This window comes from Streptomyces vulcanius (assembly GCF_042653945.1).
Lineage (GTDB): Bacteria > Actinomycetota > Actinomycetes > Streptomycetales > Streptomycetaceae > Streptomyces > Streptomyces mangrovi.
On sequence record NZ_JBHSFK010000003.1, the window covers coordinates 215,457 to 239,896 of the forward strand.

The following is a 24,440-nucleotide window of genomic DNA, read 5'->3' on the forward strand; positions in this document are numbered from 1 at the left end:
TGTGATCGCCCTCTCCCTCGCCGAGATCGCAGCAGTCGTCGGCGGGCAGACGTACGACATACCGGATCCGTCCGCGAAGGTCACCGGACCGGTCGTCCGGGACTCCCGCGAGGCGGGCCCCGGCAGCCTCTTCGTCGCCTTCGTCGGCGAACGCGTGGACGGCCACGACTACGCGCGGGCGGTCGTCGAGGCGGGGGCGGCGGCCGTACTGGCCTCGCGCCCCGTCGGCGTGCCCGCGATCGTCGTGGACGACGTCCAGGCCGCCCTCGGCGCCCTCGCCCGGCACGTCGTACAGAAGCTCGGCACGACCCTCGTCGCGCTCACCGGCTCGGCCGGCAAGACCAGCACCAAGGACCTGATCGCCCAGGTGCTCCGGCGCAAGGCGCCGACCGTGTTCACGCCCGGCTCGCTCAACAACGAGATCGGGCTGCCGCTGACCGCCCTGTCCGCCACCGAGGAGACCCGCTTCCTCGTGCTGGAGATGGGCGCCCGCGGCATCGGCCACATCCGCTACCTCACCGAACTGACGCCCCCGAGAATCGGGCTCGTCCTCAACGTCGGCACCGCCCACATCGGCGAGTTCGGCGGCCGTGAACAGATCGCACAGGCAAAGGGCGAGCTGGTGGAGAGCCTGCCGGGGGACGGCGTGGCGATCCTCAACGCCGACGACCCGTTGGTCCGGGCCATGGCCTCCCGTACGAAGGCGAAGGTGGTCCTTTTCGGAGAGTCCGGCGAAGCGGACGTACGGGCCGAGAACGTGCGACTCACGGACAGCGGACAGCCCTCGTTCAGCCTTCACACACCCTCCGGGTGCAGTGACGTGACCATGCGCCTGTACGGTGAGCACCACGTGTCGAACGCGCTCGCCGCCGCCGCCGTCGCCCATGAGCTGGGCATGTCCGTCACCGAGATCGCCACCGCGCTCTCCGAGGCGGGCTCCCTCTCCCGCTGGCGGATGGAGGTCACCGAGCGCCCGGACGGCGTGACGATCGTCAACGACGCCTACAACGCGAACCCCGAGTCCATGCGAGCCGCGCTCCGCGCGCTGGCGGCCATGGGCAAGGGGCGGCGGACCTGGGCGGTGCTCGGCAAGATGGCCGAGCTCGGGGACGAGGCGCTCGCCGAGCACGACGCGGTCGGACGGCTCGCCGTCCGGCTCAACGTCAGCAAGCTCGTCGCGGTCGGGGGCCTGGAGGCCGCCTGGCTGCAACTGGGCGCATATAACGAGGGTTCGTGGGGTGAGGAGTCGGTGCACGTGTCCGACGCACAGGCGGCGATCGACCTGTTGCGCAGCGAGCTGCGCCCGGGGGACGTCGTACTCGTGAAGGCGTCCCGATCGGTCGGTCTCGAGAGCGTCGCCCAGGCGCTGCTCGCGACCGGGGCCGAGGGTGAGGTCGCTGCCCGATGATGAAGCAGATCCTGTTCTCGGGCGTCATCGGCCTCTTCCTGACGCTGGTCGGCACCCCGTTGCTGATCAAACTGCTCGCCCGCAAGGGCTACGGCCAGTACATCCGCGACGACGGCCCGCGCGGGCACGCGAGTAAGCGCGGTACGCCCACGATGGGCGGTATCGCCTTCATCCTGGCGACCGTCGTCGCGTACTTCCTGTCCAAGGTGATCACGGGCAAGCCGCCGACCTACACCGGTCTGCTGGTGCTGGGCCTGATGTGCGGCATGGGCCTGGTCGGCTTTCTGGACGACTACATCAAGATCGTCAAGCGGCGTTCGCTGGGCCTGCGGGCCAAGGCGAAGATGGCCGGCCAGCTGATCGTCGGCATCTCCTTCGCGGTGCTCTCGCTGCAGTTCTCGGACTCCCGCGGCAACACCCCGGCCTCCACGAAGCTGTCGTTCATCACGGACTTCGGCTGGACGATCGGCCCGGTGCTGTTCGTCGTCTGGGCGCTGTTCATGATCCTCGCGATGTCGAACGGCGTGAACCTGACGGACGGTCTGGACGGCCTCGCCACCGGTGCCTCGGTCCTCGTCTTCGGCGCCTACACGTTCATCGGTGTCTGGCAGTACCAGGAGTCCTGCGCCAACGGCGAGACCCTGACCAACCCCAACGCCTGCTACGAGGTGCGCGATCCGCTGGACCTAGCGGTCATCTCCGCCGCGCTGATGGGTGCCTGTCTCGGCTTCCTGTGGTGGAACACCTCGCCGGCCAAGATCTTCATGGGTGACACCGGGTCCCTCGCGCTCGGCGGTGTCCTCACGGGCCTCGCCATCTGCTCCCGCACGGAGCTGCTGGTCGCCATCATGGGCGGTCTGTTCGTCCTCATCACCATGTCGGTGGTCATCCAGGTCGGCTCGTTCCGGCTCACCGGGAAGCGCGTGTTCCGGATGGCGCCACTCCAGCACCACTTCGAACTCAAGGGCTGGTCCGAAGTTCTTATCGTGGTCCGTTTCTGGATCATCCAGGGCATCTGTGTGATCGTCGGACTGGGTCTCTTCTACGCGGGATGGGCAGCAGAAAAGTGACCGACTGGCAGGGGCCCTCCTGGGAGGGCAAGCACGTCACCGTCGCCGGACTCGGCGTCTCCGGCGTCCCGGCGGCCAAGGTGCTGCACGGGCTCGGCGCGAGGGTCACCGTCGTCAACGACGGCGACGACGCACGCGCGCGTGAGCAGGCCGCCGGACTGGAGGCGCTCGGTGTCACCGTGCGCCTCGGCGACGGGGCGACCCTGCCCGAAGGCACCGAACTGATCGTCACCGCACCGGGCTGGAAGCCGGACAAGCCGCTCTTCGCGGCGGCCGACGCGGCCGGGGTACCCGTCTGGGGGGACGTCGAACTGGCCTGGCGCCTGCGCGGCCCCGACGCGGCTCCCTGGCTCTGCGTGACCGGCACCAACGGCAAGACGACCACCACGCAGATGCTGGCGTCCATCCTCGAGGCGGCCGGCCTGCGCACGGCCGCCGTCGGCAACATCGGCGTCTCGCTCCTTGACGCGGTCCTCGGCGACGAGCCGTACGACGTCCTGGCCGTGGAGCTGTCGAGCTACCAGCTGCACTGGGCGCCCTCCCTGCGGGCGCATTCGGCGGTGGTGCTGAACCTCGCCCCCGACCACCTCGACTGGCACGGCTCCATGGAGGCGTACGCCAGGGACAAGGGGCGTGTCTACGAGGGCAATCGGGTCGCCTGCGTCTACAACGTCGCCGACAAGGCCACCGAGGACCTGGTGCGCGAGGCGGACGTCGAGGAGGGCTGCCGGGCCATCGGCTTCACCCTCGGCGCCCCGGGGCCGTCCCAACTCGGCGTCGTGGACGGCATCCTGGTCGACCGCGCCTTCGTCGAGAACCGGCAGCAGAACGCCCAGGAACTCGCCGAGGTCTCGGACGTCGATCCGCCGGCCCCGCACAACATCGCCAACGCCCTTGCCGCGGCGGCCCTCGCCCGGGCCTACGGGGTGCCTCCCAGGGCCGTACGGGACGGCCTGCGGGCCTTCACCCCGGACGCCCACCGCATCGCGCACGTGGCCGACGTGGACGGCGTGACGTACATCGACGACTCCAAGGCCACCAACACCCACGCCGCGGAAGCCTCGTTGGCGGCCTACGGGTCGATCGTGTGGATCGCCGGCGGGCTCGCCAAGGGCGCGACCTTCGACGAACTGGTCGCCAAGTCGGCAAAGCGACTTCGGGGAGTCGTCCTGATCGGCGCCGACCGCGGACTGATCCGGGAAGCGCTGGCGCGACACGCCCCGGAAGTACCCGTCGTCGACCTCGACCGGACCGACACTGGGGCGATGCCCGCGGCTGTCCAGGAGGCCCGGCGCCTCGCCGTCGCAGGCGACACGGTGTTGCTCGCCCCGGCCTGTGCCTCCATGGACATGTTCGTCAACTACAACCAGCGCGGTGACGCGTTCGCCGAGGCGGTGCGCGAACTCGCCTGACGGCGGGTCTTGGCCGCGGCGGTTGCTCCAGGACTGTTGGAGGACGCGTGACTCGTGTTTGTCGGCGGTGGTGTGACGCCATGTCGCTCGGGTGCGGGCCGGTGGGGGCCGGTCGCGCCCACGCGGCGGAGCCGCACATGTCATCGCCCCGCGCCCCTGGGGGGTTGCAGTCACGTGTCCAGTAGCCGTACGGGACGCCCGCCCGTTCAGCGCGCCGTCCGCAGACCCGCCGCCCGACCCCCGCGGGACAACCCCGTCCTGCGGCTCTACACGCGCGCCCGTAAGGCCTGGGACCGGCCGCTGACCGCGTACTACGTGATCCTCGGCGGGAGTCTGCTGATCACCGTGCTCGGTCTGGTGATGGTGTACTCGGCCTCGCAGATCACCGCGTTGCAGATGTCGCTGCCGGGGTCGTTCTTCTTCCGCAAGCAGTTCCTGGCCGCCTCCATCGGCTCCGTGCTGCTGGTGGTCGCCTCCCGGATCCCGGTCAAACTGCACCGGGCGCTGGCCTACCCGATCCTCGCCGGAGCCGTCTTCCTGATGGTGCTGGTGCAGGTGCCCGGGATAGGGATGGCGGTCAACGGCAACCAGAACTGGATCTCGCTCGGCGGCTCCTTCCAGATCCAGCCCAGCGAGTTCGGCAAGCTGGCCCTGGTGCTGTGGGGCGCCGACCTGCTCGCGCGCAAACAGGACAAGAAGCTGCTCACGCAGTGGAAGCACATGCTGGTGCCGCTCGTACCGGTCGCGTTCATGCTGCTCGGCCTGATCATGCTCGGCGGCGACATGGGGACGGCGATCATCCTCACCGCGATCCTGTTCGGGCTGCTGTGGCTGGCCGGGGCGCCCACCCGGCTGTTCGTCGGCGTGCTGTCGATCGCGGTCACCATCGGCTTCATCCTCATCAAGACCAGCCCCAACCGCATGGCCCGGCTCGCCTGTATCGGCGCGACCGAACCCAAGTCCGGAGCCGCCGACTGCTGGCAGGCCGTGCACGGGATCTACGCCCTCGCCTCGGGCGGGATCTTCGGCTCCGGACTCGGGGCAAGTGTGGAGAAATGGGGCCAACTCCCCGAAGCCCACACCGACTTCATCTTCGCCGTCACCGGTGAGGAACTGGGCCTCGCGGGGACGCTGTCGGTCCTCGCCCTCTTCGCGGCTCTAGGCTATGCGGGTATCCGCGTGGCCGGACGCACGGAGGACCCCTTCGTGAGGTATGCCGCGGGAGGTGTGACCACCTGGATCACCGCTCAGGCGGTGATCAACATCGGTGCGGTGCTCGGTCTGCTGCCGATCGCCGGCGTCCCCCTCCCGCTGTTCTCCTACGGGGGATCCGCCCTGTTGCCGACCATGTTCGCCATCGGGCTGCTGATCGCCTTCGCACGCGACGAGCCCGCTGCGCGGGCGATGCTTGCGATGCGGCACCCCCGTTTTGGTAGAAAGCGGGGGACCGGGGGACCCGTGAACGACCGGGGTCCCCGGAGATGGAACACGATGCGACGGCGTGCCTCGGCGGCGCGTCCGTCCGGAGAGCGGTGAATTTCGGTGCATGTCGTACTCGCTGGTGGGGGGACCGCCGGCCACATCGAGCCCGCGCTCGCCCTCGCGGATGCCCTGCGCAGGCAGGACCCCACCGTGGGGATCACGGCCCTGGGCACCGAGCGCGGACTGGAGACCCAACTCGTTCCGCAGCGGGGCTACGATCTCGCGCTCATCCCGGCCGTACCGCTGCCGCGCAAGCCCACCCCCGAGCTGATCACCGTCCCGGGCCGGCTGCGCGGCACGATCAAGGCCGCCGAGCAGATCCTGGAACGCACCAAGGCGGACTGCGTCGTCGGCTTCGGCGGTTACGTCGCCCTGCCCGGCTATCTCGCCGCCAAGCGCCTCGGCGTGCCGATCGTCGTCCACGAGGCCAACGCGCGCCCCGGCCTGGCCAACAAGATCGGCTCCCGGTACGCCGCCCGGGTCGCCGTCTCCACGCCCGACAGCAAGCTCAGGGACGCCCGCTACATCGGCATCCCGCTGCGCCGCTCCATCGCCACCCTGGACCGCGCCGCCGCCCGCCCCGAGGCCCGGCACATGTTCGGCCTCGACCCCAACCTGCCGACGCTGCTGGTCTCCGGCGGCTCGCAGGGCGCTCGCCGCCTCAACGAGGTGGTCCAGCAGGTCGCGCCGTGGCTCCAGCAGGCCGGTATCCAGATCCTGCACGCGGTCGGCCCGAAGAACGAACTGCCGCATGTCCAGCAGATGCCGGGAATGCCCCCCTACATCCCGGTACCGTACGTGGACCGGATGGACCTCGCGTACGCCGCGGCCGACATGATGCTCTGCCGCGCGGGCGCGATGACCGTCGCCGAACTCTCCGCCGTCGGGCTCCCGGCCGCCTATGTCCCGCTGCCCATCGGCAACGGCGAACAGCGGCTGAACGCCCAGCCGGTGGTCAAGGCCGGCGGCGGACTGCTCGTCGACGACGCGGAACTCACCCCCGAGTGGGTCCGGGAGAACGTGCTGCCGGTGCTCGCCGACCCGCACCGGCTGTACGAGATGTCCCGCGCCGCCAGCGAGTTCGGCCGCCGGGACGCCGACGACCTGCTCGTCGGCATGGTGTACGAGGCGATCGCGGCCAGCCGTGCGCATCGTTAGGGACCGCATTTCCATGTGAGCGAAAGGGCAGGGAGCGTGGCCGGATCCGTCACCGCCGAACGCGGTGCACGCCAGCAGGACTCGTCCGGCCCGCCCCTCGTCCGCAGACTGGGCCCGCGCCGGCTTCGTGTGATCATCATTCTCGTGCTGCTCGCCGTCCTCCTCGGTGTGGGCGGTGTCTGGGTGTTGTACGGCTCGCAGTGGACGCGCGTCGAACGCGTCAATGTGTCCGGCACCCAGGTGCTGACGCCGCAGCAGGTGCTCGACGCCGCCGCCGTACCGGTCGGATCGCCGTTGATTTCCGTGGACACCGATGTGATCGAGACGCGTCTGCGCGAAAAACTGCCGCGCATCGACGAAGTGGACGTCGTCCGTTCCTGGCCCCATGGAATCGGCCTGAAAGTGACCGAGCGGCAACCCGTTCTGCTCGTGAGAAAAGGGTCGAAGTTCATCGAAGTGGACGATGAAGGCGTCCGTTTCGCCACGGTTTCCGAAGCGCCGAAGAACGCGCCCTTCCTCGAAATGGCCGTCTCTTCGTCAGGTTCGGGCGCCGCGAGCCTGCGGCGTTTCGGCGAGGGCCGGCTGGTGCGCGAGGCGGTGCGGGTGGCCGGGGACATTCCGGCCGCCGTCGCGAAACAGACACGCAGCGTCAAGGTCCGTTCCTATGACGACATCTCGCTGGAGCTGGCCGACGGCCGCACGATCGCCTGGGGGAGTGCCGAACGCGGCGCCCTGAAGGGCCGTACGCTCATCGCTCTCATGAAAGCCTCCGCAGCCGCACGGCACTTCGATGTCAGCGTCCCCACCGCCCCTGCGTCATCGGGGAGTTGACGCACATACGCGCAGGCCAGCACCCTGGTTGGGCAGCGACACGGCTGATCACATAGGGTGAAAAGAAAAACGGGAGGTTCGGCGTGTTCGTTGAACGGGCGCCACTTGTCGACTTAGTGTCCTGTTCAGAAGACTCCAAGGAACAGACACACTGGTAACCCTAAACTTCAGCGTTAGGGTTCGGGTCGGCGAAACGGACCGTCCCATTCGGCATCAGTCGTCGGATCGCGTCACCCGCGAGGCGACGACACGTAACTCGAGGCGAGAGGCCTTCGACGTGGCAGCACCGCAGAACTACCTCGCAGTCATCAAAGTCATCGGTGTCGGCGGCGGTGGTGTCAATGCCATCAACCGGATGATCGAGGTCGGTCTCAAGGGCGTCGAGTTCATCGCCATCAACACCGACGCTCAGGCGCTGTTGATGAGCGACGCCGACGTCAAGCTCGACGTCGGCCGCGAACTGACCCGTGGACTCGGCGCAGGCGCCAACCCGGCCGTCGGCCGCAAGGCGGCCGAGGACCACCGCGAGGAGATCGAGGAGGTCCTCAAGGGGGCCGACATGGTCTTCGTGACGGCCGGTGAAGGCGGCGGCACCGGCACCGGCGGCGCGCCCGTCGTGGCCAACATCGCGCGCAATCTCGGCGCCCTCACCATCGGCGTGGTCACCCGCCCGTTCACCTTCGAGGGACGGCGCCGGGCCAACCAGGCCGAGGACGGCATCGCCGAACTCCGCGAAGAGGTCGACACCCTCATCGTCATCCCCAACGACCGGCTGCTCTCCATCTCGGACCGCCAGGTCTCGGTCCTCGACGCCTTCAAGTCGGCCGACCAGGTCCTGCTCTCCGGCGTCCAGGGGATCACCGACCTCATCACCACCCCCGGCCTGATCAACCTCGACTTCGCCGACGTCAAGTCGGTCATGTCCGAGGCCGGTTCGGCGCTCATGGGCATCGGCTCGGCCCGCGGCGACGACCGCGCGGTGGCCGCCGCCGAGATGGCGATCTCCTCGCCGCTCCTGGAGGCCTCCATCGACGGCGCCCGGGGCGTCCTGCTCTCCATCTCCGGCGGCTCCGACCTCGGCCTGTTCGAGATCAACGAGGCCGCCCAGCTGGTCAGCGAGGCCGCCCACCCGGAGGCCAACATCATCTTCGGCGCGGTCATCGACGACGCGCTCGGCGACGAGGTCCGGGTCACCGTCATCGCGGCCGGCTTCGACGGGGGCCAGCCCCCGGCCCGCCGGGACAACGTCCTCGGCGCGTCCTCGGCCTCCGCCCGCCGCGACGAGCCCACTCCGGTACGGCAGCCCGAGCGCCCCTCGTTCGGCTCGCTCGGCAGCGTCACGCCGAAGGAGGAGCCGGAGCCGGCGCCCGAGCCGGTGGCCGACCTCCCGGTCTCCCCGCCGGTGCCGCCGTCGCGGACCTACTCGGACAGCGCGGCCGAGGAACTGGACGTGCCGGACTTCCTCAAGTGATAGGACGGCGCGAAAGCGTGAGCGGCGCGCACTTCGCCTTCACCGACCGGTGGGGCGGGGTGAGCGCCGCTCCGTATGAGGAGCTCAACCTGGGCGGCGCGGTCGGCGACGACGCCGAGGCCGTACGGACCAACCGCGAACTGGCCGCCAAGTCCCTCGGCCTCGACCCCGGCCGGGTCGTCTGGATGAACCAGGTGCACGGCAACGACGTGGCCGAGGTCGACGGCCCCTGGACCACCCGGCTCACGCCGGAGGTCGACGGACTGGTGACCGCCGCCCGCGGTCTCGCCCTGGCCGTCCTGACCGCCGACTGTGTGCCGGTGCTGCTCGCCGACCCCGTCGCCGGAGTGGTCGCCGCCGCCCATGCCGGACGGCCCGGCATGGTCAAGGGGATCGTGCCCGCCGCGGTCGACGCGATGGAGTCGCTGGGCGCCGATCCCGCCCGGATCGTCGCCCGCACCGGACCCGCCGTGTGCGGCCGGTGCTACGAGGTGCCGGAGGAGATGCGGGCCGACGTCGCGGGAGTGGAGCCGACGGCGCACGCCGAGACGAGTTGGGGCACTCCCGCGGTCGATGTGACCGCCGGCGTGCACGCGCAGCTCGACCGGCGCGGGGTGCGCGACCGGGAGCAGTCGCCGGTGTGCACGCGGGAGTCGCCCGACCACTTCTCGTACCGCCGCGACCGCTCCACGGGGCGACTCGCGGGATATGTCTGGCTGGACTGATCGGGCATGACGGACCGTAAGGACGAACTCGCCGCGAACCTCGCGAAGGTGGAGGAACGCATCGCCCGCGCGTGCGCCGCCGCCGGCCGGGAGCGGGAGGACGTGACCCTGATCGTGGTCACCAAGACCTATCCGGCGAGCGATGTGCGGATCCTGGCGGAACTCGGCGTCCGCCACGTCGCCGAGAACAAGGACCAGGACGCCGCGCCCAAGGCCGCGACATGCTCGGATCTGCCACTTTCCTGGCACTTCGTCGGCCAGTTGCAGACGAACAAGACCCGATCCGTGGTCGGTTACGCGGACTTCGTGCAGTCCGTCGACCGGGCCCGGCTGGTGACGGCGCTGTCGAAGGAGGCGGAGCGGGCCGGCCGCGAGGTGGGCTGTCTGATCCAGGTCGCCCTCGACGCCGGGGAGCCCTCGGCGGGAGGAGGTGCCCGGGGCGAGCGGGGCGGTGTGGCCCCGGGCGGGATCGGAGAGTTGGCCGGCCTGGTCGCGGGTTCCCCGGGGCTGCGGCTGGCCGGACTGATGACCGTCGCACCGCTGACCGGGGAGTACGCGGGCCGCCAACGGGCAGCTTTCGGGCGGTTGATGGATTTGTCGACTGACCTGCGCCGAGCTCATCCTGCTGCGAACATGGTGTCCGCAGGGATGAGTGCGGACCTCGAGGAGGCCGTGGCCGCCGGGGCGACACATGTGCGCGTCGGCACTGCGGTACTCGGAGTCCGCCCCAGGCTCGGGTAACGTCGCCAGGAAGTCGGACCACAGCAGAAAATATGGTCATTGCCGTCACAAGACGGGCACAAGGGCCTCGTGGATCGCGGGACTTGGCAGTCGAAACCGATCCACCACAGAGCGGAGGACTCAGAGCATGGCCGGCGCGATGCGCAAGATGGCGGTCTACCTCGGCCTCGTGGAGGACGATGGGTACGACGGCCGGGGTTTCGACCCCGATGACGACTTCGAACCCGAGCTCGACCCGGAACCCGAGCGGGACCACCGGCGACATGAGCCGTCCCACCAGTCGCACAACGCACATCAGTCACATCAGTCCCAAAGGGACGAAGAGGTGCGTATCGTGCAGCCGCCCGCGCCGCGCGAGCCGCTGGCCCGATCCGCCTCCTCTGCCGCGGAATCCGGGCGTCCGGCGCGCATCGCGCCCGTGGCGTCCATCACACAAGAACGTCAGTCCCTGGAGAAGAACGCACCGGTGATCATGCCCAAGGTCGTGTCGGAACGAGAGCCTTACCGGATCACCACGCTCCACCCCCGGACGTACAACGAGGCCCGTACCATCGGGGAACACTTCCGTGAGGGCACCCCGGTGATCATGAATCTGACTGAGATGGATGACACAGATGCGAAGCGACTTGTCGACTTTGCGGCCGGTTTGGTGTTTGGTCTTCACGGCAGCATCGAGCGGGTGACCCAGAAGGTGTTCCTGTTGTCTCCTGCTAACGTCGATGTCACGGCGGAGGACAAGGCCCGCATCGCAGAGGGCGGGTTCTTCAACCAGAGCTGAGACGCAAGACCGGATACGGCAGTACAAAGAAGTACGAAGCGGTACAGAGCGGCACGGAAACTGGGGAGAGGGAAGCACGGATCATGAGCGTGTTCTTGGATGTCGTCAAGTTCGTGCTGATGTGCTTCCTCGTGGTGCTGATCTTTCGGTTGGTCATGGACTACGTCTTCCAGTTCGCCCGCTCATGGCAACCCGGCAAGGCGATGGTGGTCGTTCTGGAGGCCACCTACACTGTCACCGATCCGCCCCTCAAGCTTCTGCGGCGGGTCATCCCGCCGTTGCGTCTCGGGGGCGTGGCGCTTGACCTGTCCTTCTTCGTACTGATGATCATCGTCTACATCCTGATCACGATCGTGAGCGGGCTGTGATCGATGTGAACTACCGTCTTGCCGAAGCCGACGACAACGTTGAGGTGAAGAGATGCCGTTGACCCCCGAGGACGTGCGGAACAAGCAGTTCACGACCGTCCGCCTCCGAGAAGGCTATGACGAGGACGAGGTCGATGCCTTCCTCGACGAGGTCGAAGCGGAACTGACGCGGCTGCTCCGCGAGAACGAGGACCTGCGCGCCAAACTGGCCGCCGCGACCCGTGCCGCGGCCCAGAACCAGCAGAACATGCGCAAGCCCCCGGAGCCGCAGGACCAGCAGGGCGGTATGCCTCAGCAGGGTGGCATGCAGCAGGGCGGCATGCCGCAGGGTGGCATGCAGCAGCAGGGCATGCAGCAGGGCGGTATGCAGCAGCAGGGCATGCAGCAGGGCGGCATGCCTCAGCAGGGCATGCCCGGTCAGGGGATGCCCGGTCAGGGCATGCCCCAGCAAGGGATGCCGCAGCAGGGAATGCCGCAGCAGGGCATGCGCGGTCCCGGCGCACCGGTACCCGCCGGCATATCTGGCCCGCCGCAGCAGCAGATGGGCGGCCCCATGGGCGGCCCCATGGGCGGCCCGCCCCAGCTGCCGAGCGGTGCCCCGCAGCTGCCCGCCGGCCCCGGCGGCCAGGGCGGTCCGCAGGGTCCCGGCCCGATGGGCCAGGGTCCGATGGGTGGCCCCATGGGCGGCCCGATGGGTGGCCAGCCCCCCATGCAGCAGCAGATGGGCGGCCCGATGGGTGGCCCCATGGGCGGTCCGATGGGCGGCCCCGGTCAGGGTCCCGGTGGCGACAGCGCCGCCCGTGTCCTCTCGCTGGCCCAGCAGACCGCCGACCAGGCGATCGCCGAGGCCCGTTCCGAGGCCAACAAGATCGTGGGCGAGGCGCGTTCGCGTGCCGAGGGCCTCGAGCGTGATGCCCGTGCCAAGGCCGACGCCCTGGAGCGGGACGCGCAGGAGAAGCACCGCGTCGCGATGGGCTCCCTGGAGTCCGCTCGCGCCACGCTGGAGCGCAAGGTCGAGGATCTGCGTGGCTTCGAGCGCGAGTACCGTACGCGTCTGAAGTCGTACCTCGAGTCCCAGCTGCGTCAGCTGGAGACCCAGGCCGACGACTCCCTCGCGCCGCCGCGTACTCCGGCCGCCGCCTCCCTGCCGCCGTCCCCGGCGCCCTCCATGGCTCCGGCCGGCGCGAGCGCCCCGTCCTACGGCTCCGGCGCTCCCGGCATGGGCTCGGGCGGTATGGGCTCCGGCATGGGTGGCTCGGGCATGGGTGCTCCCAGCCCCGCCGCGCCGTCCTACGGCGGGCAGCAGCAGATGTCCCCGGCCATGACTCAGCCGATGGCTCCGGTACGTCCCCAGGGCCCCTCCCCGATGGGCCAGGCTCCCTCGCCGATGCGTGGCTTCCTCATCGACGAGGACGACAACTGACGGCCACTAATACGCCGTAGGCGTCGGCTGCGTTCAAAGGGGCGGGCCCCGGATTTCGATCCGGGGCCCGCCCCTTTTACGCGTGTTGACGTCGATCATGAATTCACCGGCGACGGCAGCGCCCCGAAGGGGCGCGGGGCCGTGACATATGCGGCTCCGCCGCGTGTGCGCGACCAGCCCCCGCGACCCGCAGCCGCCACCGGAGAAGAGCTACACCTTCCGCAGGCGGAACGTCAGGGTCAGCCCCTCATCGGTGAACGCCGGACCATACGTGTCGTCCGCCGAACCTTCGGAGAACTCCGTTGCGAGAACCTCGTCGGCGATCAGAGCGGCGTGCCCGCTCAGCGCGTCCACCGTCGCCGGGTCGGTCGCGGTCCAGCGGAGCGCGATGCGGTCGGCGACATCGAGGCCGCTGTTCTTGCGGGCCTCCTGGATCAGACGGATCGCGTCCCGGGCCAGACCCGCGCGGCGCAGCTCCTCGGTGATCTCCAGGTCGAGGGCGACCGTGGCACCGGAGTCGGAGGCGACCGACCAGCCCTCGCGCGGGGTCTCGGTGATGATGACCTCGTCGGGGGCGAGGGTGACCGTCTCGCCGTCTACCTCGACCGAGGCCGTGCCCTCGCGCAGGGCGAGCGCGAGCGCGGCGGCGTCGACCCCCGCGACGGCCTTGGCGACGTCCTGGACTCGCTTGCCGAACCGCTTGCCCAGGGCGCGGAAGTTGGCCTTGGCGGTGGTGTCGACCAGCGAGCCGCCGACCTCGGCGAGGGACGCGAGGGCCGCCACGTTCAGCTCCTCCGTGATCTGCGTGTGCAGCTCGGTGGAGAGCGTGTCGAAGCCGGTGGCCGCGATGAGCGCGCGGGACAGCGGCTGGCGGGTCTTGACGCCCGACTCCGCGCGCGTGGCGCGGCCCAGCTCCACCAGCCGGCGGACCAGGACCATCTGCTTCGACAGCTCCGGGTCGATCGCGGAGAGGTCCGCCTCGGGCCAGGAGGAGAGGTGGACGGACTCCGGGGCGCCCGGCGTGACGGGCACGACCAGGTCCTGCCAGACCCGCTCGGTGATGAACGGGGTCAGCGGGGCCATCAGCCGGGTGACCGTCTCCACGACCTCGTGCAGGGTGCGCAGCGCGGCCTTGTCGCCCTGCCAGAAGCGGCGACGGGAGCGGCGGACGTACCAGTTGGAGAGGTCGTCCACGAACGCCGAGAGGAGCTTGCCGGCGCGCTGGGTGTCGTACGCCTCCAGAGCCTGCGTCACCTGGTCGGTGAGCGCGTGGAGTTCGGACAGCAGCCAGCGGTCCAGGACCGGGCGGTCCGCCGGGGCCGGATCGGCCTCGGACGGCGCCCAGCCGGACGTACGGGCGTACAGGGCCTGGAAGGCGACCGTGTTCCAGTACGTCAGGAGCGTCTTGCGGACGACCTCCTGGATGGTGCCGTGGCCCACCCTGCGGGCCGCCCACGGGGAACCGCCGGCCGCCATGAACCAGCGCACCGCGTCCGCGCCGTGCCGGTCCATCAGCGGGATCGGCTCCAGGGTGTTGCCCAGGTGCTTGGACATCTTGCGGCCGTCCTCGGCGAGGATGTGGCCGAGGCAGACGACGTTCTCGTACGAGGTCTTGTCGAAGACCAGCGTGCCGACCGCCATCAGCGTGTAGAACCAGCCGCGCGTCTGGTCGATGGCCTCGGAGATGAACTGCGCCGGGTACCGGCTCTCGAACAGCTCCTTGTTCTTGTACGGGTAGCCCCACTGCGCGAACGGCATCGAGCCCGAGTCGTACCAGGCGTCGATGACCTCCGGCACGCGCGTGGCCGTCTTCTCGCACTGCGGGCACGGGAAGGTGACGTCGTCGATGAACGGGCGGTGCGGGTCGAGGCCGGACTGGTCGGTGCCGGTCAGCTCGGTGAGCTCGGTGCGGGAACCGACGCAGGTGAGGTGGTCGTCCTCGCAGCGCCAGATCGGCAGCGGGGTGCCCCAGTAGCGGTTGCGGGAGAGCGCCCAGTCGATGTTGTTGTTCAGCCAGTCGCCGTACCGGCCGTGCTTGACCGTGTCCGGGAACCAGTTGGTCTTCTCGTTCTCCTGGAGGAGGCGGTCCTTGACGGCGGTGGTGCGGATGTACCAGGACGGCTGCGCGTAGTAGAGGAGGGCGGTGTGGCAGCGCCAGCAGTGCGGGTAGCTGTGCTCGTACGGGATGTGCTTGAACAGGAGGCCGCGCTGCTGAAGGTCCTCGGTGAGCCGTTCGTCCGCCTTCTTGAAGAAGACGCCGCCGACCATCGGCACGTCCTCGGCGAAGGTGCCGTCGGGCAGGACGGGGTTCACCACGGGCAGGCCGTAGGCGCGGCAGACCTTGAGGTCGTCCTCGCCGAAGGCGGGGGACTGGTGGACCAGACCCGTGCCGTCCTCGGTGGTGACGTACTCGGCGTTCACCACGTAGTGGGCGGGCTCCGGGAACTCTACGAGCTCGAACGGACGTTGATAGGTCCAGCGCTCCATTTCGGCGCCGGTGAAGGTCTCGCCGGTGGTCTCCCAGCCCTCGCCGAGTGCCTTGGCGACGAGCGGCTCGGCGACGACGAGCTTCTCCTCGCCGTTGGTCGCGACGACGTAGGTGACCTCCGGGTGCGCGGCCACAGCCGTGTTGGAGACCAGGGTCCAGGGGGTCGTCGTCCAGACCAGGAGGGCGGCCTGGCCGGCGAGCGGACCGGAGGTGAGCGGGAAACGGACGTACACGGACGGGTCGACGACCGTCTCGTAGCCCTGCGCCAGCTCGTGGTCGGACAGGCCGGTACCGCAGCGGGGGCACCAGGGGGCGACGCGGTGGTCCTGGACCAGCAGGCCCTTCTTGAAGATCTCCTTCAGCGACCACCAGACGGACTCGATGTACTCGGGCTCCATGGTGACGTATGCCTCGTCGAGGTCGACCCAGTAGCCCATGCGGGTCGTCAGCGCGGAGAAGGCGTCGGTGTGGCGCAGCACGGACTCGCGGCACTTGGCGTTGAAGTCGGCGATGCCGTACGCCTCGATGTCCTTCTTGCCGCTGAAGCCGAGTTCCTTCTCGACCGCGAGCTCCACCGGGAGGCCGTGGCAGTCCCAGCCGGCCTTGCGGCCCACGTGGTAGCCGCGCATGGTGCGGAAGCGGGGGAAGACGTCCTTGAAGACGCGGGCCTCGATGTGGTGGGCGCCGGGCATGCCGTTGGCGGTGGGCGGGCCCTCGTAGAACACCCATTCGGGGCGGCCCTCGGACCGCTCCAGGCTCTTGGCGAAGATCTTCTGCTCGCGCCAGAAGTCGAGCACGGTGTGCTCGAGGGCGGGCAGGTCGACCTGGGCGGGCACCTGGCGATACTGCGGCTGCGTATTCAACGAGCTTCCTCCGGCGGACGTACTGCCTTCCGTCGGAGGGACGAGAGCCTTCTTGCCTGTGGACGCCGTGTGCGGCGCGCTCCCGCGGTACCACCCTCCTTGGCCCTCCGGTGCGCCGTCCGCCCCGGGGAGCCCCCTCATTGGGGTCGCGATGCCGGTTCTACTCGCCTGTGCCTTTCGGCCGGGACTTTCTTCCGGCGGCTCCGGGGTGATGTTCACGTCGCGCTCGCCCCCGGGCTTCCACCGTCCCCGGGTCGCTCTGGGCTGCGTACGCCGCTACTCGTCCCCATCCACGCTTCTCGCTGCGCCCAGTGTACGGCGCCGCACCGACAGCGGCCGACCGGTTTACGGCGTCCCCGGAGTGACCCGAATGGTCTCTCTCGATCGGGGTACGTGTGTTCGGATTCCGGGGCGGTCGGCGCGACGGATCGCCGGGCGGGGAACGGGCTGCGGCGCAGGGGGGCGGGTGATTCGGGCGGTGTCCCCCGTTGCCGCGGGCCGTGAGTCGATTTATCGTCCCAGAACGATTTGCGCGCAAGATCACAATATGTGAAGGGGCCGCGGCCATGGTGGCGAAGAAGACCGCGAAGGTCACTGCGAAGAAGGCCGTGGCCAAGAAAGCACCTGCGAAGAAGGCACCCGCGAAGAAGGCGGTTGCCGCCAATAAGGCCGTCGCCGAGGAAACGGCTGTCGAGAAGGTCACCAAGAAGGCCGCCGCCAAGAAGACGGCGGTTGGCAAGAAAGTGGTCGGTAAGCGGGCCGGGGGCGTGGTGACGGCGCGGGCGGGAAAGAAGAGCACGGCCAAGAAGGTGGGCGCGGCCACGGCCGCGGAGCAGACGGGAGCCACGAACGTGGTTGCGAAGAAGACTCCTGGTACGGCCATGGCGGCGAAGACCGCCGTTCCCAAGGCGCGCCTCGCCGCAGTGGAGCCCGGCGAACTCGCCGTGCGCCCCGGTGAGGACCCCTGGACCCCGGAGGAGGTGGCGGAGGCCCGGGCGGGCCTGCAGTCCGAGCAGGCGCGGCTGAGCGCCGAGCTCGCCGCCTCCGACGAGGCGCTGGTGGGCCTGATGCGCGACTCGGGGGACGGCGCGGGCGACGACCAGGCGGACACCGGGACGAAGAACATCACGCGGGAGCACGAGCTGGCGCTGGCCGCCAACGCGCGCGAGATGCTGATCCAGACCGAGCACGCCCTGGAACGGCTGGACGCGGGCACCTACGGCCTGTGCGAGAACTGCGGCAATCCCATCGGCAAGGCCCGCATGCAGGCCTTCCCCCGGGCCACCCTGTGCGTCGAGTGCAAGCAGAAGCAGGAGCGGCGGTACTGATCGCGTGCGTGTGCGGAGGCGTGCCGTACCCTCGTCCTCAGTCAGGTACCTAGGTTGAGGGACTCACGTGGCAGAGGCGGAGCGCGTCATCGGTACGCCGGATACCCCAGAGGCGGCAGGGGCCGTGCCGGAGCAGGGGCAGGAGAGCACTGAGGCGCGGCCCTCCCGGGGCAAGCGCCGTATCGCCGTGCTCTTTGCCGTCGCCGTGTTCGCGTACGTCCTGGACCTGGTCAGCAAGATGATCGTGGTCGCCAAGCTGGAGCACCACGAGCCGATCGAGATCATCGGGGACTGGCTGCGCTTCGAGGCCATCCGCAACGCGGGCGCGGCCTTCGGCATCGGCGAGGCCTTCACGGTCATCTTCACGGCGATCGCGGCGGCGGTGATCGTGGTGATCGCCCGGCTCGCCCGCAAGCTGTACAGCCTGCCCTGGGCGATCGCGCTGGGCCTGCTGCTGGGCGGCGCGCTGGGCAACCTCACCGACCGGATCTTCCGCGCGCCGGGCGTCTTCGAGGGCGCGGTCGTGGACTTCATCGCGCCGAAGCACTTCGCCGTCTTCAACCTGGCCGACTCGGCGATCGTGTGCGGCGGCATCCTGATCGTCCTGCTGTCCTTCAAGGGCCTCGACCCGGACGGGACCGTCCACAAGGACTGATCCACAGAGGCTGGGGGCTCGGACGGGCGTACGGCTGTGTCGGAGGCGTCCGGCATACTCGACGGGTGAGCACGATTCCCGAGATCCGTACCCTGCCCGTGCCGGACGGCCTGGAGGGCGAGCGCGTCGACGCCGCCATCTCCCGCATGTTCGGCTTCTCCCGCACCAAGGCCGCTGAGCTCGCCGCGGCGGGGAAGGTCTCGGTCGACGGCTCGGTGGTCGGCAAGTCGGAGCGGGTGCACGGCGGGGCCTGGCTGGAGGTCGAGATGCCGCAGGCCCCCGCGCCGGTGCAGATCGTCGCCGAGCCCGTCGAGGGCATGGAGATCGTGTACGACGACGACGACGTGGTCGTGATCGTCAAGCCGGTCGGCGTCGCCGCGCACCCTTCGCCCGGCTGGACCGGGACGACCGTCATCGGCGGGCTCGCCGCGGCCGGCTACCGGATCTCCACCTCCGGCGCCGCCGAACGCCAGGGCATCGTGCACCGCCTCGACGTCGGTACGTCCGGCCTGATGGCGGTCGCCAAGTCGGAGCGGGCGTACACCTCGCTCAAGCGGCAGTTCAAGGAGCGCACGGTCGACAAGCGCTACCACGCGCTCGTGCAGGGCCATCCGGACCCGACCAGCGGCACCATCGACGCGCCCATCGGCCGCCATCCGAACCACGACTACAAGTGGGCGGTCACGGCCGACGGCAAGCCGTCCGTCACCCACTACGACCTGATCGAGGCGTTCCGCGCGGCCTCCCTGCTGGACGTCAAGCTGGAGACCGGCCGCACGCACCAGATCCGCGTCCACATGGCCGCCCACCGCCACCCCTGCGTCGGCGACCTCACCTACGGCGCCGATCCGACGCTCGCCAAGCGGCTGCACCTGACCCGGCAGTGGCTGCACGCGGTGCGGCTGGGCTTCGAGCACCCCGGGGACGGGGACTGGGTGGAGTTCTCCAGCGACTACCCGGCGGACCTGCAGAAGGCACTGGACCAGGTCCGCGAGGAGACCTACGGATGAGCGGGGCGCCGTCGGCGAGCGGCACGCGCGCGTACGCGGTGCGCGTCGCCGAGGACCCCGCAGACCTGGAGGCGTGCTTCGCGGTGCGCAAGGAGGTCTTCGTCCGCGAGCAGGGCGTCCCCGAGGACCTCGAGTACGACGCGTACGACGCCGGCGCGCTGCATGTGCTGGCGGTGCGGGAGGACGGCGTATCCCTGGGCACCGGACGGCTGCTGTACGGCCCCGAGGCGGCCGGTGAGAAGACCGGCGGGGACCTGTCGGTCGGGTCGCTAGGGCGGCTCGCCGTGACACGTGAGGCGCGCGGTCTCGGCGTCGGGGTCGCCCTGGTGCGGGCCATCGAGGACGCGGCACGCGCGCGAGGCCTCGCGGCGGTGGACCTGCACGCGCAGACACAGGCCCTGGGTTTCTACGAGCGGCTGGGGTACACGGCGTACGGACCCGAGGAGCTGGAGGCGGGGATTCCGCACCGGTCCATGCGGCGTTCTCTTTAGCGGCTGACGGGGCATGCGACTCTGGATGGCTGGATGTTCCTGATCGTCTAGACGCCCGGAGCGCCCCCCGTGGACCAGTTGGCCCTGCTGTTCGTGCTGTTGCTCGGGGCCGTGGTGAGTGTCCCGATCGGGGACCGCTTCGGGCTGCCGTCGCCGGTGCTGATGACCCTGCTCGGGATCGTCCTCGCGGTTCTCGACTTCGTGCCCAACGTGGACATCCCGCCCGACCTGATCCTGCCCCTGTTGCTGCCGCCCCTGCTGTACGCGGCCGTACGGCGCACCTCGTGGCGGCAGTTCACCGCCAACAAACGGCCGATCTTCCTGCTCGCCGTGGCGCTGGTGTTCGTCACCACGGTCTGTGTGGCCGCCGTCGCCCACGTGGTGGTGCCCGGGCTGCCGGTCGCGGCGGCCGTCGCGCTGGGCGCGCTCGTCGCGCCGCCCGACCCGGTGGCCGCGACCGCCGTCGCCGGGCAGCTCGGGCTGCCCCGCCGGCTCGTCTCCATCCTGGAGGGCGAGGGGCTCTTCAACGACGTCACGGCCATCGTGCTCTACCACGTGGCGATCGCCGCCGCCGTCAGCGGTGAGTTCACGGCCGGCAGGGCCGCGCTCCAACTGGTGCTGTCCGCCGTGGTCGCCGTCGCCGTCGGGGTCGGGCTCGGGTGGGGCACCAACAAGCTGCTCGATCTGCTCGGGGACTCGACCCTGCAGATCAGTCTCACCCTGCTGGTGCCGTACGCGGCGTACGTGCTCGCCGAGGAGCTGCACGGCTCCGGAGTGCTCGCCGTGCTGACCTGCGCGCTGTTCCTCGCCGAGTACGCCACCGACCCCGACGACGTACTGACCCGGCTCGCCGGGCACGCCTTCTGGGACATCGTCGACACCCTGGTGACGGGGGTCGCGTTCGGGCTCATCGGCCTCGAACTGCACAACGCGATCCGTACGGCGTCCGGGCGGTGGGGCGAGATGCTCGGCTGGGCCGGAATCGTGGTGGCCGTGGTGATCGTCGTACGGCTGGTGTGGCTGCTCCCCGCGACCTGGCTGACGAAACGGCTGCACGCGCGGCGGAACTACGACGAGGACATCCCGATGGGCTGGCGGGAGACCGTGATCATGTGGTGGGCGGGGATGCGGGGAGTGGCGTCGGTGGCGCTGGCGCTGGCGATCCCGCTGGAGACGGACGCGGGGGATCCGTTTCCCGACCGGGACGAGATCGTCTTCATCGCGTTCGGGGTGATCATGGTGACGCTGCTGGTGCAGGGGCTGACGCTGCCGTGGCTGGTGAAGCGGCTGGGGGTGCGGGCGGACAGCGAGCGGGAGAAGGAGTTCGAGCGGGAGCTGGCGGTGCGGGCCGCCAAGGCGGCGAAGCGGAGACTGCGGGAGATCCAGGAGACGGAGGAACTGTCGGAGGAGCTGAGCGAGCAGATGCTGCGGCGGGCCTTCGAGATCGGGCTGCGGATCAGTCCCGAGATTCATGAGGACGAGCGGCGGGAGGGGCATGAGCGGCGGGTGCGGAGGCTGAAGCGGGTGCGGCGGATTCAGGGCGAGATGCTGAGCGCGGCTCGGCACGAGGTGGTGGCGGCGCGGAGCGAGGAGGGGGCGAATCCTGAGGTGGTGGACCGGGTGCTGCGGCAGTTGGATGTGCGCAGCCTTCGGTGATCTCCCACCCGCGCACCGCCGGATTGCAGCGGGATGAAGGGTTGGCCGACCTGCTGTGGTTTCTCGCCGCCGGCGGCTGATCGTTCGTAGGATCGGGCCATGGCTCGCAATGTGGTGATCAGCGGTGGTGGTACGGGGATCGGGCTTGCTGCGGCGCATGCGTTCGCCGCCGACGGGGAGCGGGTGCTGCTGCTCGGGCGGCGGGGCGAGGTGCTGGAGAAGGCCGGGGTCGAGGGGGCGCTCAGCTTTGCCGGGGATCTGGGTGATGTCGAGACGGTGCGTGACGTCGCCCGGTTCGTCGCGGAGGAGTTCGGGACCGTCGATGTGCTGATCCACAGCGCCGGTGGAGCCGGGCATCTCGAGCCGCCGGCCGGGAGCGACGATCCGCTCGACCGGGTCGCGCACAACTGGACCGTGAACTTCCGGAACAACGTCCTCTCCGCCGCCCTTCTCACCGAGGCGCTGAAGGACCGGCTCGCCTCACCGGGCGGGCGGGTGCTGTTCGTCAGCTCCATCGCCGCCTACCGGGGGTCGGGCAGCGGGGCGTACGCCGGCGCGAAGGCCGCGCTGCACCCGTACGCCCGTGATCTCGCGCGGGAGTTGGGGCCGCGCGGGATCACCGCGAACGTCGTCGCGCCCGGGTATGTCGAGGACACCGGGTTCTTCGGGGAGGCCATCGACCCCGCCCGGCGCGAGCGGCTGATCGGCGAGACCCTCACCGGGCGCGCCGGGACGCCCGGTGACATCGCCGCCACGCTGCACTGGCTCGCCTCGCCCGGCGCCGGACACATCACCTCGCAGGTCGTCCAGGTCAACGGCGGCGCCGAGCGCGGCAACTGAGGGACAGCGGTGGTCAGCGGCCGGAGTTCGGCGGCTCGTGGGCGCGGCGGGGCACGCCGTCGGGCGAGGCGGAGGACGAGGACTGGTGCGGGAGCAGACCCGGCGCCGGGGTCGCGTCCGCCGTGTTGACGCGCGGGAGCGCGTAGGGGTGCTCCCGGCTCAGCCAGCGGATCATCTCCTCGCGGACCGTGACCCGGACCTTCCAGATGTCGTCGGCGTCCTTCGCCGTGACCAGGGCCCGCACCTCCATGGTGTTGGGGGTGGTGTCGGTGACGTCCAGACCGCTGGCCCGCCCGTCCCAGGCCGGGCACTCGCGCAGGATGTCGCGCAGCTTCTCGCGCATCGCGTCCAGCGGGGCGGTGTGGTCCACGTGCAGATAGACGATCCCGGTCATCTGCGGGGTGCCGCGCGACCAGTTCTCGAACGGCTTCGAGGTGAAGTACGACACCGGCATGGTGATCCGTCGCTCGTCCCAGGTCCTGACCGTCAGAAAGGTCAGGGTGATCTCCTCGACGGTTCCCCACTCGCCGTCCACCACGACCGTGTCGCCGATGCGCACCATGTCGCCGAAGGCGATCTGCAGCCCGGCGAACAGGTTGGCCAGCGTCGACTGGGCGGCCACACCGGCGACGATGCCGAGGATTCCGGCCGAGGCCAGCAGCGAGGCGCCGGCCGCCCGCATCGCGGGGAAGGTCAGCAGCATCGCCGACACCGCCATCACCCCGACGACGGCCGACACCACCCGCATGATCAGCGACACCTGGGTCCGCACCCGGCGCACCCGGGCCGGATCGCGGTGGGCGCGCGCGTAGCGGGAGTACGACGTCTCCACCACCGCTGCCGTGATCGCGATCACCATCCAGGCCGCCGAGCCGATCAGCACCAGGGTGAGGGTCCGGCCGATGCCGACCTTGTGGTCGTCGAGGAGTTGCGCCTGGTCGTAGGACCCTCTCAGCAGCGCCGCGCACAGCATCAGCTGGTAGGGGATCCGGGCGCGGCGCAGCAGACCCCACAGGGGCGTCTCGCTGTGCCGGGCGTCGGCCTTGCGCAGCAGCAGGTCGGTGGCCCAGCCGATGAGCAGCGTCAGTACGACCGAGCCGCCGACCACGATCACGGGGCGGAGCAGGTTCTCCATGTCCTCGAACGTAACCGGGCGGGAGGGGGCTTGAACATGTGACTTCTGTGCAGAAGCGTGCGCGCGGCGTTGTCAGTGCAGGCTGGCACCATGGGCGCATGAACATCATGCTCTTTCACTCGACCTATGGCCTCAGGCCCGCGGTGCGCGCTGCGGCGGACCGGCTGCGTGCCGCCGGGCACGAGGTGCGGACCCCGGACCTCTTCGAGGGGCGCACCTTCGACACGGACGAGGAGGGCATGGCCTACAAGGAGGAACTCGGCAAGGAGGAGCTGCTGAGGAGAGCCGTACTGGCCGCCGCGCCCTACTCGGAGAGAGGGCTGGTGTACGCCGGGTTCTCGCTGGGCGCGTCGGTCGCGCAGACCCTCGCCCTCGGCGACGGGACGGCACGCGGACTGCTGCTTCTGCACGGCACGTCGGATCTCGCGCCGGGCGTCTCGGTGGACGAGCTGCCGGTGCAGCTGCACGTGGCCGAGCCGGACCCGTTCGAGACCGACGAGTGGCTGAACTCCTGGTATCTCCAGATGGGCCGGGCGGGCGCGGACGTGGAGATCTACCGGTACGCGGGCGCGGGGCACCTGTACACCGACCCGGACCTGGACGACTACGACGCGGAGGCAGCCGAGGCCACCTGGCGGGTGGCGCTCGGCTTCCTCGAGACGCTGTAGCGGTACGCCGCTACCGGCGATGCGGAGCGTCAGTCACTCCTAGCCCGGGAAGCACTCCTTGGGCCGGTTCACCTGCGACGGGAAGTGGCCGGACCACACCCAGGCCGTCGGCTGGGAGTCGTAGATCCGGTACCACAGGTTCCCCGAGGGGGTCTTGGTGGTCGAGCACTGGATCCGCAGGGTCGTGCCCCGCGGCTCCGTGCGGTACCTCGTCGAGGAGGAGGAGGGCTGGGAATATATGGGAGAGCTCTCGGCTGTGGTCAGGTTGACGAACGCCGGGGCCGCCGCGGTGGCTTCCTGCGCCTCGGCGGATGTGGCGGTGAGTCCGGCGAGCGCCAGTGCGGCGCCGAGCACCGCGGTCTTCGTCAGGACACTTTGGGGGGTGGCCATGTGACTCCAATCGTGACGAAACTGACGGATCGCCGGTGTGACGATCCGA

Annotated in this window: 22 protein-coding genes; 19 read left to right on the forward strand and 3 right to left on the reverse strand. The window is 70.0% G+C overall.

Annotated features, from left to right (window positions below; genetic code table 11):
* Position 1: 1 nt before the first annotated feature.
* The 12 genes from ACFPIH_RS05725 to ACFPIH_RS05780 all read left to right on the forward strand — a co-directional run bounded on the left by ACFPIH_RS05725 (position 2) and on the right by ACFPIH_RS05780 (position 12,867).
* A complete protein-coding gene (locus ACFPIH_RS05725; protein WP_381175378.1) occupies positions 2 to 1,408 on the forward strand; it encodes a UDP-N-acetylmuramoyl-tripeptide--D-alanyl-D-alanine ligase in 1,407 nt (468 codons plus the stop codon).
* Positions 1,405 to 2,478, forward strand: a complete 1,074-nt coding sequence (mraY, locus tag ACFPIH_RS05730) for a phospho-N-acetylmuramoyl-pentapeptide-transferase (protein ID WP_381175376.1) — start codon at positions 1,405 to 1,407, stop codon at positions 2,476 to 2,478. Before ACFPIH_RS05725 ends, mraY begins: the two co-directional genes overlap by 4 nt.
* Positions 2,460 to 3,890, forward strand: a complete 1,431-nt coding sequence (gene murD, locus ACFPIH_RS05735) for a UDP-N-acetylmuramoyl-L-alanine--D-glutamate ligase (protein ID WP_381175374.1) — start codon at positions 2,460 to 2,462, stop codon at positions 3,888 to 3,890. The genes mraY and murD overlap by 19 nt, the downstream gene beginning before the upstream one ends.
* Before the next feature lie 174 nt (positions 3,891 to 4,064).
* Positions 4,065 to 5,426 (forward strand): putative lipid II flippase FtsW, encoded by a 1,362-nt coding sequence (ftsW, locus tag ACFPIH_RS05740; protein ID WP_381175372.1) that lies wholly within the window; start codon positions 4,065 to 4,067, stop codon positions 5,424 to 5,426.
* Positions 5,427 to 5,432: 6 nt separating this feature from the next.
* Entirely contained in the window at positions 5,433 to 6,530 is a 1,098-nt protein-coding gene (murG, locus tag ACFPIH_RS05745; protein WP_381175370.1) for an undecaprenyldiphospho-muramoylpentapeptide beta-N-acetylglucosaminyltransferase, read from the forward strand.
* 36 nt (positions 6,531 to 6,566) lie between these two features.
* The gene (locus ACFPIH_RS05750; RefSeq protein WP_381175368.1) at positions 6,567 to 7,361 is read left to right on the forward strand and encodes a cell division protein FtsQ/DivIB; all 795 of its coding nucleotides are present in this window, start codon (positions 6,567 to 6,569) and stop codon (positions 7,359 to 7,361) included.
* Positions 7,362 to 7,638: 277 nt separating this feature from the next.
* Positions 7,639 to 8,832: a cell division protein FtsZ gene (gene ftsZ / locus ACFPIH_RS05755; RefSeq protein ID WP_381175366.1), complete on the forward strand. Its 1,194-nt coding sequence runs from the start codon at positions 7,639 to 7,641 to the stop codon at positions 8,830 to 8,832.
* Positions 8,829 to 9,557, forward strand: a complete 729-nt coding sequence (gene pgeF, locus ACFPIH_RS05760; RefSeq protein WP_381175364.1) for a peptidoglycan editing factor PgeF — start codon at positions 8,829 to 8,831, stop codon at positions 9,555 to 9,557. Before ftsZ ends, pgeF begins: the two co-directional genes overlap by 4 nt.
* A gap of 6 nt (positions 9,558 to 9,563) precedes the next feature.
* Entirely contained in the window at positions 9,564 to 10,298 is a 735-nt protein-coding gene (locus tag ACFPIH_RS05765) for a YggS family pyridoxal phosphate-dependent enzyme (protein ID WP_381175362.1), read from the forward strand.
* Positions 10,299 to 10,425: 127 nt separating this feature from the next.
* Positions 10,426 to 11,076 carry a cell division protein SepF gene (locus ACFPIH_RS05770; protein WP_381175360.1) on the forward strand — a complete coding sequence of 217 codons (651 nt, stop codon included), beginning with the start codon at positions 10,426 to 10,428 and terminating at the stop codon, positions 11,074 to 11,076.
* Positions 11,077 to 11,159: 83 nt separating this feature from the next.
* Entirely contained in the window at positions 11,160 to 11,444 is a 285-nt protein-coding gene (locus ACFPIH_RS05775) for a YggT family protein (protein ID WP_381175358.1), read from the forward strand.
* A gap of 52 nt (positions 11,445 to 11,496) precedes the next feature.
* Complete coding sequence (locus tag ACFPIH_RS05780) at positions 11,497 to 12,867, forward strand: DivIVA domain-containing protein (protein WP_381175356.1); 1,371 nt, start codon at positions 11,497 to 11,499, stop codon at positions 12,865 to 12,867.
* A gap of 210 nt (positions 12,868 to 13,077) precedes the next feature.
* Here the strand turns inward: ACFPIH_RS05780 and ileS are convergent, their stop codons facing one another.
* The gene (ileS, locus tag ACFPIH_RS05785) at positions 13,078 to 16,218 is read right to left on the reverse strand and encodes an isoleucine--tRNA ligase (protein ID WP_381175354.1); all 3,141 of its coding nucleotides are present in this window, start codon (positions 16,216 to 16,218) and stop codon (positions 13,078 to 13,080) included.
* 566 nt (positions 16,219 to 16,784) lie between these two features.
* Between ileS and ACFPIH_RS05790 the strand changes: the two genes are divergently transcribed.
* The 6 genes from ACFPIH_RS05790 to ACFPIH_RS05815 all read left to right on the forward strand — a co-directional run bounded on the left by ACFPIH_RS05790 (position 16,785) and on the right by ACFPIH_RS05815 (position 22,198).
* Positions 16,785 to 17,546, forward strand: a complete 762-nt coding sequence (locus ACFPIH_RS05790; RefSeq protein WP_381175352.1) for a TraR/DksA family transcriptional regulator — start codon at positions 16,785 to 16,787, stop codon at positions 17,544 to 17,546.
* 67 nt (positions 17,547 to 17,613) lie between these two features.
* Positions 17,614 to 18,201, forward strand: coding sequence for a signal peptidase II (gene lspA, locus ACFPIH_RS05795; RefSeq protein ID WP_381175350.1), 588 nt, complete (start codon positions 17,614 to 17,616; stop codon positions 18,199 to 18,201).
* A gap of 65 nt (positions 18,202 to 18,266) precedes the next feature.
* Entirely contained in the window at positions 18,267 to 19,211 is a 945-nt protein-coding gene (locus tag ACFPIH_RS05800; protein WP_381175348.1) for an RluA family pseudouridine synthase, read from the forward strand.
* Positions 19,208 to 19,702, forward strand: coding sequence for a GNAT family N-acetyltransferase (locus ACFPIH_RS05805; RefSeq protein ID WP_381175346.1), 495 nt, complete (start codon positions 19,208 to 19,210; stop codon positions 19,700 to 19,702). Before ACFPIH_RS05800 ends, ACFPIH_RS05805 begins: the two co-directional genes overlap by 4 nt.
* Positions 19,703 to 19,771: 69 nt before the next feature.
* A complete protein-coding gene (locus ACFPIH_RS05810; protein WP_381175344.1) occupies positions 19,772 to 21,358 on the forward strand; it encodes a Na+/H+ antiporter in 1,587 nt (528 codons plus the stop codon).
* Positions 21,359 to 21,457: 99 nt separating this feature from the next.
* Positions 21,458 to 22,198 (forward strand): SDR family NAD(P)-dependent oxidoreductase, encoded by a 741-nt coding sequence (locus ACFPIH_RS05815; protein WP_381175341.1) that lies wholly within the window; start codon positions 21,458 to 21,460, stop codon positions 22,196 to 22,198.
* Between the two features lie 13 nt (positions 22,199 to 22,211).
* On the opposite strand, the gene ACFPIH_RS05820 is transcribed toward ACFPIH_RS05815, so the two are convergent.
* The gene (locus ACFPIH_RS05820) at positions 22,212 to 23,333 is read right to left on the reverse strand and encodes a mechanosensitive ion channel family protein (protein ID WP_381175339.1); all 1,122 of its coding nucleotides are present in this window, start codon (positions 23,331 to 23,333) and stop codon (positions 22,212 to 22,214) included.
* A gap of 98 nt (positions 23,334 to 23,431) precedes the next feature.
* Here ACFPIH_RS05820 and ACFPIH_RS05825 point away from each other — a divergent pair, with 98 nt between their 5' ends.
* Positions 23,432 to 24,001, forward strand: a complete 570-nt coding sequence (locus ACFPIH_RS05825; RefSeq protein WP_381175337.1) for a dienelactone hydrolase family protein — start codon at positions 23,432 to 23,434, stop codon at positions 23,999 to 24,001.
* A 39-nt stretch (positions 24,002 to 24,040) separates the two neighbouring features.
* Here the strand turns inward: ACFPIH_RS05825 and ACFPIH_RS05830 are convergent, their stop codons facing one another.
* The gene (locus ACFPIH_RS05830) at positions 24,041 to 24,391 is read right to left on the reverse strand and encodes an SH3 domain-containing protein (protein ID WP_381175334.1); all 351 of its coding nucleotides are present in this window, start codon (positions 24,389 to 24,391) and stop codon (positions 24,041 to 24,043) included.
* Positions 24,392 to 24,440: the final 49 nt, after the last annotated feature.

Bases quoted from the DNA above. Each gene is read 5' to 3' on its own strand.
- mraY (WP_381175376.1), top strand. From the start codon at position 1,405: ATGATGAAGCAGATCCTGTTCTCGGGCGTCATCGGCCTCTTCCTGACG.
- murD (WP_381175374.1), top strand. From the start codon at position 2,460: ATGGGCAGCAGAAAAGTGACCGACTGGCAGGGGCCCTCCTGGGAGGGC.
- ACFPIH_RS05765 (WP_381175362.1), top strand. From the start codon at position 9,564: ATGACGGACCGTAAGGACGAACTCGCCGCGAACCTCGCGAAGGTGGAG.
- ACFPIH_RS05770 (WP_381175360.1), top strand. From the start codon at position 10,426: ATGGCCGGCGCGATGCGCAAGATGGCGGTCTACCTCGGCCTCGTGGAG.
- ACFPIH_RS05775 (WP_381175358.1), top strand. From the start codon at position 11,160: ATGAGCGTGTTCTTGGATGTCGTCAAGTTCGTGCTGATGTGCTTCCTC.
- ACFPIH_RS05780 (WP_381175356.1), top strand. From the start codon at position 11,497: ATGCCGTTGACCCCCGAGGACGTGCGGAACAAGCAGTTCACGACCGTC.
- ACFPIH_RS05790 (WP_381175352.1), top strand. From the start codon at position 16,785: ATGGTGGCGAAGAAGACCGCGAAGGTCACTGCGAAGAAGGCCGTGGCC.
- ACFPIH_RS05805 (WP_381175346.1), top strand. From the start codon at position 19,208: ATGAGCGGGGCGCCGTCGGCGAGCGGCACGCGCGCGTACGCGGTGCGC.
- ACFPIH_RS05815 (WP_381175341.1), top strand. From the start codon at position 21,458: ATGGCTCGCAATGTGGTGATCAGCGGTGGTGGTACGGGGATCGGGCTT.
- ACFPIH_RS05820 (WP_381175339.1), bottom strand. From the start codon at position 23,333: ATGGAGAACCTGCTCCGCCCCGTGATCGTGGTCGGCGGCTCGGTCGTA.
- ACFPIH_RS05825 (WP_381175337.1), top strand. From the start codon at position 23,432: ATGAACATCATGCTCTTTCACTCGACCTATGGCCTCAGGCCCGCGGTG.
- ACFPIH_RS05830 (WP_381175334.1), bottom strand. From the start codon at position 24,391: ATGGCCACCCCCCAAAGTGTCCTGACGAAGACCGCGGTGCTCGGCGCC.